We start from the raw sequence: 14971 nt of genomic DNA on the forward strand, positions 1-14971 counted from the left end.
TTGTACTCTTAGGTCAAAAATTTAGCACATAAGAGATATTAACTCTTATTTGGATGCTAATAACAACCTTTGCACGAAGAAAATTCTCTGGGTGCTCTTTACAGTGCACACAGGAGTTTCGGAGCGAGAGTAGAGATGGATAAGCTATTAGTTACGGGTATAGATATCGGCCATAACAGCCTCAAAGCCGTGGTACTTAAACCCAATGGCAACAGTTATGCCTTACTGGGTTACAAAGAAATAATACTTAAAGAAGGTATTGTCGCTGAAAATAACACCATAAATCATCAAGAAATTGTAAAGACCCTAAAAGAGATGAAAAAAGACCTCCCTTTTAGGGCTAATCGAGTCGCGATTTCGGTACCTGACAATGCGGTGATCAGCAAAAAACTGCAAATCGAACAAAGTTTAGAGGAAAGTGAAAAAGAGTTTGCTGTCGTACAGGCTTTTTCTCATCAATCGCCGTTCCCTGTAGAAGAGCTTAGTCTTGATTTTGTATTAGTGGAATCTGAAGAGCAAATGCGTGGGACAGAAAGCTATCAAGTTTTTGCAACACGTAAAGACGTGGTGGAAACCCGCGTAGAAGCATTGCAAAAATCTGGTCTAAAAACCGTGCTGGTGGATGTGCATTCCCAAAGTCTTGGGCATATCTGGAAGTTAACCACTGAACGTTATCCTGACAAAAGCAAATACTGCCTACTGGACATCGGGGTATTAAATAGCTCGTTCACTATGTTTACCGAGCAAGGCGAGTTATTCCATAAGGAGTTTGTGTCTGGCACTCGTGCCGCTAGCGGCCTTTTGCACGACAACCCGCTTTCTGATGATGCTCAAGTCATGACGGAACAATTCAACCGTCAAGTTGTGGATCGTGTGAAACGTCAAATGCAGCTCTATACCTCTATTAATGGTTCTCAAGATATTAAAGGTATTTGGCTCTCCGGTGAGGGCGCATCCACTCCGATGTTAGCCGAGGAGCTTTCCAGCCAACTGGCTCTAGAATGTGAGTTGCTTAACCCACTGGGCTTATTTGAAATGAAAGTTTCTAAGCGCAAGCGCCGAGCCGCGGATTGGCAGCACTTTACCACTGCTGCGGGTTTAGCTGTACGTGGTATCCAGTGGTTGGGAGGCAATCATGCTGTATCACATTAACCTACTCCCTTGGCGTGAAAACCTGCGTGAAGAACATCGTCGCCGCTTTATTGGATTGATTGTGCTCGGTGCAATTGCAGCGTTAGGGGTGCAATGGGGAATTGGCAAATATTACCAATACCAACAAGACCAACAGCAACAACGTTTGGATTACTTAGCTCATTATATCTCTCAATTAGACAAACGCATTGAAGCAATGAAGATTGCAGAACAAGAGCACGGCAAAATCTTAGAACGTTTGAAAATTGTTGAAGGTCTACAAAACGGACGCAATAAAACCACCGAGTTTATGAACTTGATGCCGTCGGTGATCCCAAATGGTGTTTATGTCGACAAGATAAAAATGAACGACTTTGAGATTGAAATTTCCGGTATCTCTGACAGCACGCCACGTTTGGCGACCATGTTAGACAACATGGAACGCTCTGCGAAGTTGCTGGATGTCGAAATGCATTCAATTGTTCATGGTAAAGCACGTTTTGGTAAAGAGTTCCAAACGTTCAAAGTCTCTTTCATGTTTAAAGAAGCGGGAGGAGAACAACGTGGTTAATTGGCAAGATCTCGATATAGATGAAATTGCTGAGTGGCCAGTGCTGCCTCAGTTGGTTGTCATCTTATTAATGATGCTTTTGATCCAAGGCTTTGGCTATTGGTTCTATCTAAAGCCGGAGGAGGAGCGCTTAAATACGCTGATCCAGGAAGAGCAAACCTTAAAAGTCGCTTTGCGTATCAAGGCCAACAAAGTGGCGGCGTTACCGCAATTGCAATCTCAACTTGATGAGCTAACCACGCGCTACGAGTTGTTGCTGCAGCAACTGCCTGCGCAAAAAGAACTAGCGACCATGTTGGCTTCGGTCAACGAATTGGGGATCGACAATAAGCTGACGTTTACTCGAATTGACTGGGGCGAGAAGCAATCTGAACACTTCCTTTACCGTTTACCACTCAACATCGAGTTAACAGGAGATTTCCACGACATCGGCCGTTTCTCTCAGGCTATCGCGACGTTACCTCGCATCATCACATTTAAAGACGTGACTTGGCAGCGTGTCAGCCAAGAAAGTGAAACGTTGCACTTCCGTGTTAGGGCGAATACTTACCAGTTCAAACCAGAGGAAAAGAAAGATGCGAAATAAATCTTTGCTGATGGTTTGCATGGTCACTTTATTAACCGGCTGCCAAGCCAATGATGAGTCACTCACAGGCTTTATTCGTGATGTGGAAAACCAAGCTCGTCGTGATGTCGCCAAACTGAAACCTGCCGAAGATTATGTGGTGGTGAATTATGAGCCGAAAATCATGCGAGCGCCTTTTGAGTTGCCGAAGGAGGCGACCATTGCGACTCAACCAGTCGCAAGAGAAGACTGTTGGCAACCACCATCAAGAAAGCGTACTGGCAAATTAGAGCGCTTTCCGCTTGGTCAACTGCGTCTGAAAGGCGTGATGGGAATGGGCAGTAGCGTGTCCGGGCTAGTCCAAGCGCCCAATGGCACCGTTTATAAAGTAAAGCCGGGACAATATCTAGGGCGTAACAACGGCAAGGTCACCCATGTATCCCACAACTATTTATTGATTAATGAAACTCTGCCAGACGGTCTGGGTTGTTGGCAAAAACGCAAAGTTAAGTTGGCGTTGAGATAGGCATAGCTGCATTTATTTTTGATATTGAGTAATGATGAAAATGAGACAAGGATTAACACGCATACCAAGGAAGCTAATAGGGCTCTTCTCTTTTTGGTTGTTTTTACTTTTAGCCCCTTTCGCTTTCGCGAACGAAGTTCAGTCTAATGCCTTCAAAAGCATTGATTTCCGTACCAATAAAGATAAAGACGCGGTGATAGTGGTTGAGCTTGCTTCGCCAGCTGCCATAGTGGACATCAAGCGCGTGCAAGAAGGCTTGAGTATCGATTTGCTCAATACGTCAGTTAAAGACGATCAGCTTTATCTTCTTGATGTAAAAGACTTCTCTACCGTGGTGGAAAGTGTCGAGATATTTCGTGATACCTCGACAACGCGCCTCGTGGCTTATATTGATGAAGACTATACCCATGATTACCGTCTGACAGGGCGATACTTGGAAGTCAAAGTGGGTAAGCTCAAGCCGAACGAAAAGGTGCCAGACAAAAGTATTCTGGAAAAAGAAGGCAAGTTGATTTCGATTAACTTCCAAGACATTCCAGTGCGTAACGTTCTGCAACTTATCGCGGATTATAACCAGTTCAACTTAGTTGTTTCTGACTCAGTAGAAGGCAACCTCACATTGCGTCTTGATGGTGTGCCTTGGCAGCAAGTACTCGATATCATTCTGCAAGTAAAAGGCTTAGACAAACGCGTGGATGGCAACGTTATTCTGGTCGCACCAAAAGATGAGTTGGATTTGCGTGAGAAGCAGCAGTTAGAGAAGCAGAAGCTTGAGCAAGAGATGGGAGACCTTTCTTCGGAGATCATCAAAGTGAACTTTGCGAAAGCCTCTGATATCGCAGAGATGATTAATGGTGAAGGTAATATCAGCATGTTGTCGGACCGCGGCAGTATGACGATTGATGAACGCACCAATTCTCTGTTGATTCGAGAGCTTCCTAGTAACATTGAAGTGATTCGTGAAATCATAGAGTCTCTCGATATTCCAGTGAAACAGGTTCAGATTGAAGCGCGTATCGTTACCATCAATGAAGGTAATATGGACGAGCTGGGTGTTCGTTGGGGCTTTACTTCTATTAATGGTAGTCACACGGTGGGTGGTTCTATCGAGAATAACCTTGCCACTATCGGCCTTTATGATGGCGGCGGTGGTGACGGCGAAGGTGAAGACGGTGGTGGTAGTGTCGGTATCGATGATTTCCTTAACGTCAACTTGGCAGCAACCAGTCCAAATGCAACCAGCCTTGCCTTTCAAGTGGCTAAGCTAGGTTCTGACACCTTATTGGATTTAGAGCTGTCTGCACTACAACAAGAATCAAAGGCTGAAATCATTTCAAGTCCACGTCTCATTACCACTAACAAAAAACCGGCTTATATAGAGCAAGGTACAGAGATCCCTTACTTAGAGTCGTCATCCAGTGGTGCAACTTCTGTGACCTTTAAAAAAGCCGTGCTTAGTTTGAAGGTGACACCGCAGATTACTCCTGACAACCGTTTGGTGCTGGATTTGAGTGTTACGCAAGATAGACCAGGGCAAGTGGTAAAAACGGGTACTGGTGAGGCGGTAGCGATCGATACTCAACGTATTGGTACTCAAGTGTTAGTGAATAATGGGGAGACCGTCGTACTCGGCGGTATTTTCCAACATAGTATTACCAACTCCGTCGATAAGGTGCCTTTATTAGGTGATTTACCGCTGTTAGGAGCGCTTTTCCGCCGAAGTTACGAAAATGTAGGCAAAAGTGAGTTGTTGATTTTTGTTACGCCGAAGGTCGTTATTCAGTAAGACAGAATCAGCAAAAAAACGATTAGATCAAAAATAAAGTTGCATTAGTGGCACCATGCTTGGATAATTTCGGGTCTTATCACGAATTATCTGTGAGGAATTGGTGCCACAAGCCTTGTGAAACAGCACTTTGGCTGTGTTTTCTTGTGGCGATCTTATTGAATTAACGTTGTAAATTACCGCTAAATATGGCTGAGAAACGTAATATTTTTCTTGTTGGCCCAATGGGTGCCGGCAAAAGTACAATTGGTAGACATCTAGCACAGCAGCTGCATATGGAGTTCGTGGACTCTGATACAGTGATCGAAGAACGTACCGGTGCAGATATCTCTTGGGTTTTTGATGTAGAAGGTGAAGAAGGCTTCCGTAAGCGTGAAGAAACGGTGCTTGAAGACTTAACTCAAGAGCAAGGCATCGTGCTAGCGACTGGTGGCGGCTCTGTAATGAGCAAAGAAAACCGCAATCGCCTTTCTGCTCGTGGTGTTGTTGTTTACCTAGAAACAACTATCGAAAAGCAACTTGCACGTACAAACCGTGACAAGAAGCGTCCATTACTTCAAACGGACAATCCTCGTGAAGTGTTGGAATCTTTGGCAGGCGAACGTAACCCACTATACGAAGAAGTAGCGGATTACACAGTTCGTACTGACGATCAGAGTGCAAAAGTGGTAGCCAACCAGATCGTAAAAATGCTAGAAGAGAGATAAGCATTTATCTTTTTCAAATTGGAGCACACCGATGGAACGGATTACGGTCAATCTAGCAGAGCGTAGCTACCCAATCTCTATTGGCGCCGGGTTATTTGAGGACCCGGCGTACCTTTCTCAAGTTCTCTCAAATAAAAACGCAAATCAGAAGGTTGTCGTGATCAGTAATGTCACGGTCGCGCCTCTGTACGCGGACAAAATTCTTAGTCAACTAAAGCAACTTGGCTGTGATGCCTCTTTGCTTGAATTACCCGATGGTGAGCAATACAAAAGCCTAGAAGTATTTAATCAAGTCATGAACTTCCTGCTAGAGGGAAGCTATGCACGTGACGTTATGATTATTGCACTGGGCGGTGGCGTGATCGGTGATTTAGTTGGTTTTGCTTCCGCTTGTTATCAACGTGGGGTGGATTTTATTCAAATCCCGACCACCTTGTTGTCTCAAGTTGATTCTTCAGTTGGTGGTAAAACTGCGGTTAACCATCCGCTGGGCAAAAACATGATTGGTGCCTTCTACCAACCTAAAGCCGTAATCATTGATACCAATTGTTTATCAACATTACCAGAGCGTGAGTTTGCAGCTGGTATTGCTGAAGTAATCAAATACGGCATCATTTACGATGGTGCGTTTTTCGATTGGCTAGAAGAGAACCTTGACCGCCTCTATACCCTCGAAGAAGAGGCGCTGATTTACGCGATTGCACGTTGTTGTGAAATTAAAGCGGAAGTCGTTGCTCAAGACGAAAAAGAATCGGGTATCCGTGCGTTACTTAACTTGGGTCATACTTATGGTCATGCTATTGAAGCTGAGCTAGGTTACGGCAATTGGTTACATGGTGAAGCCGTTTCTTCTGGCACCGTGATGGCTGCGAAAACGTCACATCTTCGTGGGCTCATTACTCAAGAACAGCTTGATCGTATTATTGCGATTCTGCGTCGCGCGAAATTGCCAGTTCACACTCCAGAAAGCATGACTTTTGATGATTTTATGACGCACATGATGCGTGATAAAAAAGTGCTTTCAGGTCAGCTTCGTTTAGTCTTACCGACGGGGATTGGTAGTGCAGAAGTCATTGCCGACACACCTCAAGATGTGATCAAACAAGCTATCGACTTCGGTCGCGATATTTAACCTTGTAATGACGCCTTCGGGCGTCATTCTTGTTGTTTATTAAGGTTATTAGATGAGTTTCGCTCACGTTCTGGAATTGGATTCTCAAACTGAGTTATTGGATCGATTAGGGTTGCTGACCAACTTTGGCTCTAACCTTATTGCGATTAATGGCCATGCGGGATATGGCAAATCTTGGTTAGCGCAACGATATCTTGAGCTTGGTGCAAGTAACAAAAATCAATGTTTGCTACTTTGTCATGCTAATCAAGATGATGTTCAACGTCGAATGCTCATCTTGAGCCAGATCGTTTCGGATGCTTTATTTAACCAACAAGATACCTTGGTTGACAGTCTTGAAAGAATCTTGGGTAACGAGGCATGCGACATCGCTATTGTTGTCGATGATGCACATCTTCTCAGTGAAACTTTAGTTTCGGAACTTTGGACGTTAGTACTTGCAGCGCAAGTGAATCCGAAGTGGAAAATAAACATCTTATTATTCACTCAAGCTGGTCGATTGGAATCTCTATTGTCACGTATTAGTTACGGGCAAGAGCACAAACCAGTAGAGCTTGATGTAGAAATGCTCTCAGAAGTGGAAGCGCGTCGTTTCTTTGAATCCTTGGTGATTCGATACGTTGACGATGAGTCCGAAAAACGCGTTCGAGATGCATTTAAAAAAGTCGACCCTGTACCGGGCGACATCATGGCGTTAGGAGAGATGAAAGTGGAAAAAAGGATCATTATCCGCTCAATTGTTGGCTCACCACTTAAAATCGCATTGGTGGTGCTGGTTCTATTATTGTTAGCTGCGGGTGGGTACTGGTGGATGTTCAATCAACCAAGTGCTGACGATAAAGCTCAGCAGATCACTGGTAGCATTGAACAAACGGCCATTCCAACCTTAACTGAGCCTGAAGCTCAATCCAGCGGCGCAGACTCAACCATGAACCAAGACTCTGGGACTGTGGATACTGCGAGCGCAACCGATGATTCTGATTCACTGCCGCCAGCGGTGACGGATGAAGTGGCAAGTGTTGGCACTGAAGATAAACAGCAACGTGTGGTGATTGAATCTGACGTCGTGGATGCGTTGTTAGAAGGAAAGCCAGAGGAAGCCAATACAGATGAAATCAAGCAAGTGGTTGAAGAGTCTGTTCCTCAAGCGAAAACTAGCGCTGGTTCGTCATTGATTAATGTGGTTCAAAAAGAGCAGGGCGCATCAACAGAACCGAGTCCTTCCAGCAAGCCGATCGTAAAATTCTCTTTTGCGCGAGAAGAGCTTAAAGCGATTTCTCCAAGAGCGTATACCTTGCAGCTAGCCGCAATGACGTCAATGGAAGATGTGCAAGCTTTTTTGGATGAACACCAACTTAGCCAACAAGTGAGAATCTACCCAACCGTGCGTAGCGGGACGGAATGGTACATTGTTACCTATAAAGACTATCCGACTATCCAGCTTGCACGCGATGCGGTGGAAAGTTTGCCAGAATCACTGAAATCGTTGAGTCCTTGGGCAAAATCTTTAGGTCAGGTGCATCGTGAAATTGATCGCGTGAAATAATCCTGAGCTTCGTTGAAAAATATGTTACATTCCGCAGCCTTAATTTTTGGTCGATAGATAGAGCAGTAGATGAAAAAGCAACGAGCCTTTCTTAAGTGGGCAGGAGGAAAATACGGTCTGGTTGAAGACATCCAACGTCATTTGCCACCGGCTCGAAAGCTAGTTGAACCTTTTGTTGGTGCAGGTTCAGTATTTCTAAATACTGATTATGACCAATATCTATTGGCCGACATCAACCCTGATCTGATCAATCTCTACAACTTACTGAAAGAGCGTCCTGAAGAGTACATCTCGGAAGCGAAACGCTGGTTTGTTGCTGAGAACAATCGCAAAGAAGCGTATTTAAGTATTCGTGCTGAGTTCAATAACACAGACGATGTGATGTATCGATCGTTGGCCTTCTTGTACATGAACCGTTTTGGTTTTAATGGCCTTTGTCGCTATAACAAAAAAGGCGGCTTCAACGTGCCTTTTGGCTCATACAAGAAACCGTACTTTCCAGAAGCTGAGATGGAATTCTTTGCTGAAAAAGCGAAGAAAGCTACTTTCGTATGTGAAGGCTATCCTGAGACGTTCAGTCGAGCACGTAAGGGCAGTGTGGTTTATTGCGATCCACCTTATGCTCCACTATCGAACACGGCAAACTTTACCTCTTACGCCGGAAATGGCTTTACGCTTGATGACCAAGCCGCATTGGCGGACATCGCAGAGAGGGCAGCGACTGAACGCGGCATTCCTGTTTTGATTTCTAACCACGATACGACACTCACGCGTCGCTTGTATCATGGTGCTGAGCTGAGCGTTGTTAAAGTTAAGCGTACTATTAGCCGTAATGGCAGCGGCCGAAACAAAGTCGATGAGTTACTGGCTCTTTTTAATGCGCCGAACTCGGATACTTCTGCCTCATAATTCTCACACTATTACGTCTAAGTAGTGGATCTCCCCACTGGCTTCGGTAGAATTGCGCGCAATATTATTTGTTGTTTGCTCGCCACTACTGAGGTCAGGTATGAAAGATTTTCTTATTGCTCCATCCATTTTATCGGCTGATTTTGCTCGTCTCGGTGAAGACGTAGAAAAAGTACTCGCAGCGGGTGCGGATGTGGTGCATTTCGATGTGATGGATAACCACTACGTACCAAACCTGACTTTTGGTGCCCCAATCTGTAAAGCGCTTCGTGACTATGGCATCACGGCTCCAATCGATGTTCACCTAATGGTGAAACCTGTAGACCGCATCATCCCGGACTTCGCGAAAGCGGGTGCATCGATGATTACCTTCCACGTTGAAGCATCAGAGCACGTTGACCGCACATTACAGTTGATTAAAGAGCATGGCTGTAAAGCGGGTGTGGTACTTAATCCTGCTACGCCGTTGTCACACCTTGAATTCATCATGGATAAAGTTGATCTAATTCTTCTAATGTCAGTAAACCCTGGCTTTGGTGGCCAATCATTCATCCCTCATACGCTGGATAAATTGCGCGCAGTACGCAAGATGATTGATGAGTCTGGCCGTGACATTCGCCTTGAAATCGATGGCGGTGTGAAAGTCGATAATATTCGTGAAATCGCAGAAGCGGGCGCAGATATGTTCGTTGCAGGCTCTGCGATTTTCGGTCAGCCAGATTACAAGCAAGTGATCGACCAAATGCGTGAAGAGCTAGCAAAAGCAAAATAAGCATTGAAGTCTTAAACTTCCAAGGCTGCCACTTTGCTGGCAGCCTTTGTCGTATCTAGGGCTAGAGCGCAGAAAATATCGCCTGAACGACGTAAATAATCACTTGCCTATTTTGCTTCCTTTCTGTACAATCCGTCTTCCTTAATTCTCGGTCAATTTTCTTTAGTTCCTTGCTTCCTCTGGACGACCGAGCCAATCGTGGAAGCTAATAATCCGTAAGGAGCAACCAATGCGTCATTACGAAATCGTATTCATGGTGCACCCTGATCAAAGCGAGCAAGTTGCTGGCATGATCGAGCGTTACACTGGTTCAATCACTGAAGCTGGCGGTAAAATCCACCGTCTAGAAGACTGGGGCCGTCGTCAACTGGCTTACCCAATCAACAAGCTTCACAAAGCTCACTACGTTCTAATGAACGTTGAAGCTGACCAAGCTGTAATCGATGAGCTAGAAACTGCTTTCCGTTTCAACGATGCAGTTCTACGTAACATGATCATGCGTACTAAAGCGGCTATCACTGAGCAATCTATCATGCTTAAGCAGAAAGAAGAGCGTGCAGAGCGTGCTCCTCGTCGCGAAGAGCGTGCTGAAGCTAAGCCAGAAGCAGCTGCTGAGTAATATTTCTTATGACCAATCGAATGGAGCTGAGTGGCACCATTGCCAAGCCGCCCATTCGTAGTAAAAGCCCTGGTGGCATTGAACACTGTCGATTTTGGTTAGAGCATCGCTCTACCGTTATCGAAGCTAATCTACCTCGACAAGTATATTGTCGAATGCCGGTAGTTGTTAGTGGGCTTGGGTCACAAGCATTAACTCAGAATTTAGTACAAGGCAGTAACATTAAGGTAGGCGGTTTTGTCGCTTATCAGACCGGCCGAAATGGCGTTGGGAAATTAGTGTTACACGCCGACAACATTACTCAAATTTAAGATCAGGAGATAGCCCATGGCTCGTTTCTTCCGTCGTCGTAAATTCTGCCGTTTCACTGCAGAAGGCGTACAAGAGATTGATTACAAAGACGTAGCAACTCTTAAAAACTACATCACTGAAGCTGGTAAAATCGTACCTAGCCGTATCACTGGTACAAGCGCTAAGTACCAGCGTCAACTAGCTCGCGCTATCAAGCGTTCTCGCTACCTAGCTCTACTACCGTACACTGACAAGCATCAGTAATCGGTTCGTTTTATTAAGAAAGAGGATTAAACAATGCAAGTTATTCTACTTGATAAAATCGGTAACCTAGGTGGTCTTGGCGATACAGTAAACGTTAAGTCTGGCTACGCTCGTAACTTCCTTATCCCTCAAGGTAAAGCAGTTATGGCAACTAAAGGCAACGTTGAAATGTTCGAAGCTCGTCGCGCTGAACTAGAAGCTAAAGTTGCTGAGCAACTAACTGCTGCTGAAGCACGTGCTGAGAAAGTTAACGCTCTAGAAGCAGTTGTTATCGCTTCTAAAGCTGGTGACGAAGGTAAACTGTTCGGTTCTATCGGTACTCGTGACATCGCTGACGCTATTACAGCTGCAGGCGTTGAAGTTGCTAAGAGCGAAGTTCGCCTTCCTGAAGGTGCTCTACGTAACACTGGTGAGTTCGAGATCAGCGTTCAACTTCACTCAGAAGTTTTCGCTACTGTGAACGTACAAGTTGTTGCTGCTGAGTAATTCAGTACCAAGACGAAATATTAAAAAGCACCTCTTTTGAGGTGCTTTTTTTATGTCTGATTTTCATCGAAAAATGAAGAGGTGAAAATTAGAAGGCGAACAGTAAGTTTACCGAGAATACACTGTCTGCTTTGCTGAGCCCTTCAGGCACTTTATCGTGGTATTGGCGCGAGTGTGTCAGCTTCAATGCAATGTCTTCGGTGATGTCATTAGTCACGCTTAGATCACTATCGACACGAGTGTTGCTTTTACCTGTGACTAACGTAATGTCGGCAGCAAAACTCAGATTATCCAAAGCATGCCACGTGGTATTGATGTTGCCACGTAATATCCCTTCTTGAACGATGTTAGGAAAGACGATGTCGTCGTCGTCTATCTCATCAAGGTTCGGTTCTTGATAACGAAAGCCAGGACCGATCTCCGCCTCTAGTGTGAAATTCTCTGTATAAGCGAATTGGTAACCCAGACCGCCAGAAAGTGTGTAGTCTTTAAAGTAAGCACTGTAGCGTGAATCAACGCCTTTAAAGCTGCCGTACAGATAGGTTTTTGGGCCTAACTTGTAGTCACTCTGAGCGGTGTATGTGGAAGAGCGTTTGTCTTCTTCACCGTCTTTGTAAAGGTTGTAGTACTTCCACTCACCGTATGAACGGTGTCGACCAGAAGTATATTCAGCACTCAGACGAGCATTCAGGGAACGAGAGTCCGTGTTACCTGTGTGAGCTTGATAGCCGAACTCGACCTCAGTAAGTAGAGGATCGGGTACTTCAATTTCTTGCTCTGGCTGTACTGATTCTTCAGCGAACGATGCTCCCGTGCAAAGTAAGCTAAAGCCAAGTAACCAGTATCGGGACACAAATACCTCGAACGTAATTAAAAAAGGAGGGGCATGATACTGATACAGATATTTTATTGGGTCAATGGTAGGTTAAATTTTATTAGACCTAAGCGTAAGAACCGAGGTGTACGCTCCCATTCGAACGACTAAACTTAGTGAACTATCTGTTTCATTACGGATAAATCGATTCTAACCAAATAGCGAAAGTTAACTGCGATGAAAAGCGGATTGTTAGTCATTCACTTGTTGAATTCTTAACAAGTAATTGTCGCATCGGGGAAGCATCTTAGTTGGGTTTAAGGTTATAATCTTGGGTCATTAGTAGTTATCGAGCAAAGTCATGGCGGAAAATAGAAATCGCAAACCTTCAGACAGTCAGGTAGACGCAATCAAAGTGCCACCTCACTCACTGGAAGCCGAGCAATCAGTGATTGGTGGTCTCTTACTGGACAATGAACGTTGGGACACCGTTGCAGAGCGCGTTGTCAGCAGTGATTTCTATAGCCGTCCACACCGCCTTATTTTCGAAGGCGTGAAAACCACACTAGAAGCGGGTAAGCCTCTCGACTTAATCACACTCTCTGAACATCTTGAGCGTCATGAACAGCTTGAAGATGTGGGTGGCTTTGCTTACCTTGCCGATCTGGCCAAAAACACACCAAGTGCTGCGAATATTAATGCCTATGCCGATATCGTTGCTGAACGCGCGATTGTGCGTGGTTTAATTGGTGTAGCCAATGAGATTGCGGATGCCGGTTATGATCCTCAAGGTCGTAGCTCTGAAGACTTAATTGACCTAGCCGAGAGTAAAGTCTTTGCAATTGCAGAGGCTCGTACCAGTGAGAATGAAGGTCCACAAAACGTGGATAACATTCTCGAAAAAACACTGGAACGTATCGAGATTCTGTACAAAACACCACAAGATGGTGTAACTGGTGTAGATACGGGCTTTACGGACCTCAACAAGAAGACCGCCGGCCTGCAAGGCTCTGACTTGGTGATTGTCGCGGCACGTCCATCGATGGGTAAAACGACCTTTGCGATGAACTTGTGTGAAAACGCGGCGATGCAGCAAGAAAAACCAGTACTTATTTTCTCGCTAGAGATGCCAGCAGAACAGTTGATGATGCGTATGCTTGCGTCCCTTTCTCGTGTTGACCAAACTAAGATCCGTACTGGTCAGCTAGATGACGAAGATTGGGCACGCATTTCTTCTACCATGGGTATCCTGATGCAGAAGAAGAATATGTACATAGATGACAGCTCAGGTCTAACTCCAACAGAAGTTCGCTCGCGAGCGCGTCGTATTGCTCGTGAACATGGTGGTCTATCAATGATCATGGTCGATTACCTTCAGTTGATGCGTGTTCCTGCTATGTCGGATAACCGTACATTAGAGATCGCAGAGATCTCACGCTCGCTTAAAGCATTAGCAAAAGAGCTAAACGTGCCGGTTGTGGCACTATCGCAGCTTAACCGTTCCCTAGAGCAACGTGCTGATAAACGCCCAGTTAACTCGGACTTGCGTGAATCGGGCTCTATCGAGCAGGATGCCGACTTGATCATGTTCATCTACCGTGACGAGGTTTATCACCCAGATAGCCCATACAAAGGCACCGCAGAAATCATCTTGGGTAAGCAGCGTAACGGTCCTATCGGTTCGGTGCGTTTGACCTTCCAAGGACAACACTCGCGCTTTGATAATTACGCGGGTCCAGCATTTGATATTGATGATGAGTAATGCAATGAGTTACAAGAAAGCCGCGATGGCATGCATTGACTTGTCTGCACTGCAACACAATTTGCAGTGTGTAAAAGAGCAAGCACCAGACAGTAAAGTGATGGCGGTAGTCAAAGCCAATGGTTACGGCCATGGTCTGCGTCATGTGGCTAAACATGCCACGCACGCTGATGCTTTTGGTGTTGCACGAATTGAAGAAGCGCTGCAATTACGCGCTTGTGGTGTGGTAAAGCCGATTCTGTTACTAGAAGGTTTTTACTCACCAGGTGACTTACCTATTTTAGTGACCAATAACATTCAAACGGTTGTGCACTGTGAAGAACAACTTGTTGCTCTAGAGCAAGCAGAGCTCGAAACTCCAGTCGTTGTTTGGCTTAAAATCGACAGCGGTATGCACCGTTTGGGGGTTCGCCCAGAACAATACGACGAATTCGTTTTACGCCTAAAAGAGTGCTCAAATGTAGCGAAACCGCTTCGTTACATGAGTCACTTCGGTTGTGCTGATGAGCTAGACAGCAACATCACTCCTGACCAGATTGAACGTTTCATGTCTTTGACTTCTGGTTGTCAGGGAGAGCGTTCTCTGGCAGCTTCGGCAGGTTTACTTGCTTGGCCACAAAGCCAGTTGGATTGGGTTCGTCCGGGTATCATCATGTACGGTGTTTCACCATTCAATGACAAAACTGCACAAGACCTTGGCTACCAACCTGTCATGACGCTGAAATCGCACTTGATTGCGGTGCGTGAGGTGAAGAAAGGTGAGAGCGTGGGTTACGGTGGTATATGGACTAGCGGACGCGATACCAAAGTGGGCGTGATTGCGGTTGGTTATGGTGATGGTTACCCAAGAACGGCACCAAATGGCACGCCTGTTTTGGTTAATGGACGTAAAGTGCCAGTTGCTGGTCGAGTCTCAATGGACATGTTGACGGTCGACTTAGGACCCGACGCGACTGATAAAGTAAGCGATGAGGCGATTCTATGGGGTAAGGATTTACCGGTAGAAGAGGTGGCTAGTCACATAGGTACCATTGCTTATGAACTGGTGACCAAACTGACTTCTCGTGTCGAAATGGAATATTCGAAGTAA

At 45.4% G+C, this 14971-nt stretch carries 17 protein-coding genes; 16 read left to right on the plus strand and 1 reads right to left on the minus strand.

Annotation, left to right across the window (positions count from 1 at the left end):
- Window positions 1-135: 135 nt before the first annotated feature.
- The 14 genes from pilM (at window position 136) to rplI (ending at window position 11305) form a co-directional block, all read left to right on the plus strand.
- Entirely contained in the window at window positions 136-1152 is a 1017-nt protein-coding gene (pilM, locus tag C1S74_RS12620; protein WP_045399109.1) for a type IV pilus biogenesis protein PilM, read from the plus strand.
- A complete protein-coding gene (locus C1S74_RS12625) occupies window positions 1136-1702 on the plus strand; it encodes a PilN domain-containing protein (protein WP_045399107.1) in 567 nt (188 codons plus the stop codon). The genes pilM and C1S74_RS12625 overlap by 17 nt, the downstream gene beginning before the upstream one ends.
- Window positions 1695-2288 carry a type IV pilus inner membrane component PilO gene (locus C1S74_RS12630; RefSeq protein ID WP_045399104.1) on the plus strand — a complete coding sequence of 198 codons (594 nt, stop codon included), beginning with the start codon at window positions 1695-1697 and terminating at the stop codon, window positions 2286-2288. The genes C1S74_RS12625 and C1S74_RS12630 overlap by 8 nt, the downstream gene beginning before the upstream one ends.
- Complete coding sequence (locus C1S74_RS12635; RefSeq protein WP_045399101.1) at window positions 2278-2793, plus strand: pilus assembly protein PilP; 516 nt, start codon at window positions 2278-2280, stop codon at window positions 2791-2793. Before C1S74_RS12630 ends, C1S74_RS12635 begins: the two co-directional genes overlap by 11 nt.
- Window positions 2794-2827: 34 nt before the next feature.
- Entirely contained in the window at window positions 2828-4579 is a 1752-nt protein-coding gene (locus C1S74_RS12640) for a type IV pilus secretin PilQ (RefSeq protein WP_045399099.1), read from the plus strand.
- 188 nt (window positions 4580-4767) lie between these two features.
- Entirely contained in the window at window positions 4768-5286 is a 519-nt protein-coding gene (gene aroK / locus C1S74_RS12645; RefSeq protein WP_038865492.1) for a shikimate kinase AroK, read from the plus strand.
- A gap of 31 nt (window positions 5287-5317) precedes the next feature.
- The gene (gene aroB, locus C1S74_RS12650; RefSeq protein WP_045399097.1) at window positions 5318-6418 is read left to right on the plus strand and encodes a 3-dehydroquinate synthase; all 1101 of its coding nucleotides are present in this window, start codon (window positions 5318-5320) and stop codon (window positions 6416-6418) included.
- A 52-nt stretch (window positions 6419-6470) separates the two neighbouring features.
- Window positions 6471-7964, plus strand: a complete 1494-nt coding sequence (locus tag C1S74_RS12655; RefSeq protein WP_045399094.1) for an SPOR domain-containing protein — start codon at window positions 6471-6473, stop codon at window positions 7962-7964.
- A 69-nt stretch (window positions 7965-8033) separates the two neighbouring features.
- Window positions 8034-8873, plus strand: coding sequence for a Dam family site-specific DNA-(adenine-N6)-methyltransferase (locus tag C1S74_RS12660; RefSeq protein WP_045399091.1), 840 nt, complete (start codon window positions 8034-8036; stop codon window positions 8871-8873).
- Between the two features lie 100 nt (window positions 8874-8973).
- Complete coding sequence (gene rpe, locus C1S74_RS12665; RefSeq protein WP_045399088.1) at window positions 8974-9645, plus strand: ribulose-phosphate 3-epimerase; 672 nt, start codon at window positions 8974-8976, stop codon at window positions 9643-9645.
- Window positions 9646-9874: 229 nt separating this feature from the next.
- Window positions 9875-10264, plus strand: coding sequence for a 30S ribosomal protein S6 (rpsF, locus tag C1S74_RS12670; protein ID WP_010443890.1), 390 nt, complete (start codon window positions 9875-9877; stop codon window positions 10262-10264).
- A gap of 8 nt (window positions 10265-10272) precedes the next feature.
- Window positions 10273-10575, plus strand: a complete 303-nt coding sequence (gene priB / locus C1S74_RS12675) for a primosomal replication protein N (RefSeq protein ID WP_005438449.1) — start codon at window positions 10273-10275, stop codon at window positions 10573-10575.
- 16 nt (window positions 10576-10591) lie between these two features.
- Window positions 10592-10819 (plus strand): 30S ribosomal protein S18, encoded by a 228-nt coding sequence (rpsR, locus tag C1S74_RS12680; protein WP_000090472.1) that lies wholly within the window; start codon window positions 10592-10594, stop codon window positions 10817-10819.
- A 33-nt stretch (window positions 10820-10852) separates the two neighbouring features.
- Complete coding sequence (gene rplI, locus C1S74_RS12685) at window positions 10853-11305, plus strand: 50S ribosomal protein L9 (RefSeq protein ID WP_005438451.1); 453 nt, start codon at window positions 10853-10855, stop codon at window positions 11303-11305.
- An 88-nt stretch (window positions 11306-11393) separates the two neighbouring features.
- Here rplI and C1S74_RS12690 read toward each other — a convergent pair whose 3' ends face one another.
- Window positions 11394-12158, minus strand: coding sequence for a DUF481 domain-containing protein (locus tag C1S74_RS12690; protein ID WP_045399085.1), 765 nt, complete (start codon window positions 12156-12158; stop codon window positions 11394-11396).
- Between the two features lie 322 nt (window positions 12159-12480).
- Here C1S74_RS12690 and C1S74_RS12695 point away from each other — a divergent pair, with 322 nt between their 5' ends.
- Complete coding sequence (locus C1S74_RS12695; RefSeq protein WP_045399082.1) at window positions 12481-13881, plus strand: replicative DNA helicase; 1401 nt, start codon at window positions 12481-12483, stop codon at window positions 13879-13881.
- Between the two features lie 4 nt (window positions 13882-13885).
- A complete protein-coding gene (gene alr / locus C1S74_RS12700; protein ID WP_045399149.1) occupies window positions 13886-14971 on the plus strand; it encodes an alanine racemase in 1086 nt (361 codons plus the stop codon).

The organism is Vibrio hyugaensis, from assembly GCF_002906655.1.
Taxonomy (GTDB): domain Bacteria; phylum Pseudomonadota; class Gammaproteobacteria; order Enterobacterales; family Vibrionaceae; genus Vibrio; species Vibrio hyugaensis.

Coding starts and splice junctions, on each gene's coding strand:
- pilM (WP_045399109.1), top strand. CDS start 136: ATGGATAAGCTATTAGTTACGGGTATAGATATCGGCCATAACAGCCTC.
- C1S74_RS12625 (WP_045399107.1), top strand. CDS start 1,136: ATGCTGTATCACATTAACCTACTCCCTTGGCGTGAAAACCTGCGTGAA.
- C1S74_RS12635 (WP_045399101.1), top strand. CDS start 2,278: ATGCGAAATAAATCTTTGCTGATGGTTTGCATGGTCACTTTATTAACC.
- C1S74_RS12640 (WP_045399099.1), top strand. CDS start 2,828: ATGAAAATGAGACAAGGATTAACACGCATACCAAGGAAGCTAATAGGG.
- aroK (WP_038865492.1), top strand. CDS start 4,768: ATGGCTGAGAAACGTAATATTTTTCTTGTTGGCCCAATGGGTGCCGGC.
- aroB (WP_045399097.1), top strand. CDS start 5,318: ATGGAACGGATTACGGTCAATCTAGCAGAGCGTAGCTACCCAATCTCT.
- C1S74_RS12655 (WP_045399094.1), top strand. CDS start 6,471: ATGAGTTTCGCTCACGTTCTGGAATTGGATTCTCAAACTGAGTTATTG.
- C1S74_RS12660 (WP_045399091.1), top strand. CDS start 8,034: ATGAAAAAGCAACGAGCCTTTCTTAAGTGGGCAGGAGGAAAATACGGT.
- rpe (WP_045399088.1), top strand. CDS start 8,974: ATGAAAGATTTTCTTATTGCTCCATCCATTTTATCGGCTGATTTTGCT.
- rpsF (WP_010443890.1), top strand. CDS start 9,875: ATGCGTCATTACGAAATCGTATTCATGGTGCACCCTGATCAAAGCGAG.
- priB (WP_005438449.1), top strand. CDS start 10,273: ATGACCAATCGAATGGAGCTGAGTGGCACCATTGCCAAGCCGCCCATT.
- rpsR (WP_000090472.1), top strand. CDS start 10,592: ATGGCTCGTTTCTTCCGTCGTCGTAAATTCTGCCGTTTCACTGCAGAA.
- rplI (WP_005438451.1), top strand. CDS start 10,853: ATGCAAGTTATTCTACTTGATAAAATCGGTAACCTAGGTGGTCTTGGC.
- C1S74_RS12695 (WP_045399082.1), top strand. CDS start 12,481: ATGGCGGAAAATAGAAATCGCAAACCTTCAGACAGTCAGGTAGACGCA.
- alr (WP_045399149.1), top strand. CDS start 13,886: ATGAGTTACAAGAAAGCCGCGATGGCATGCATTGACTTGTCTGCACTG.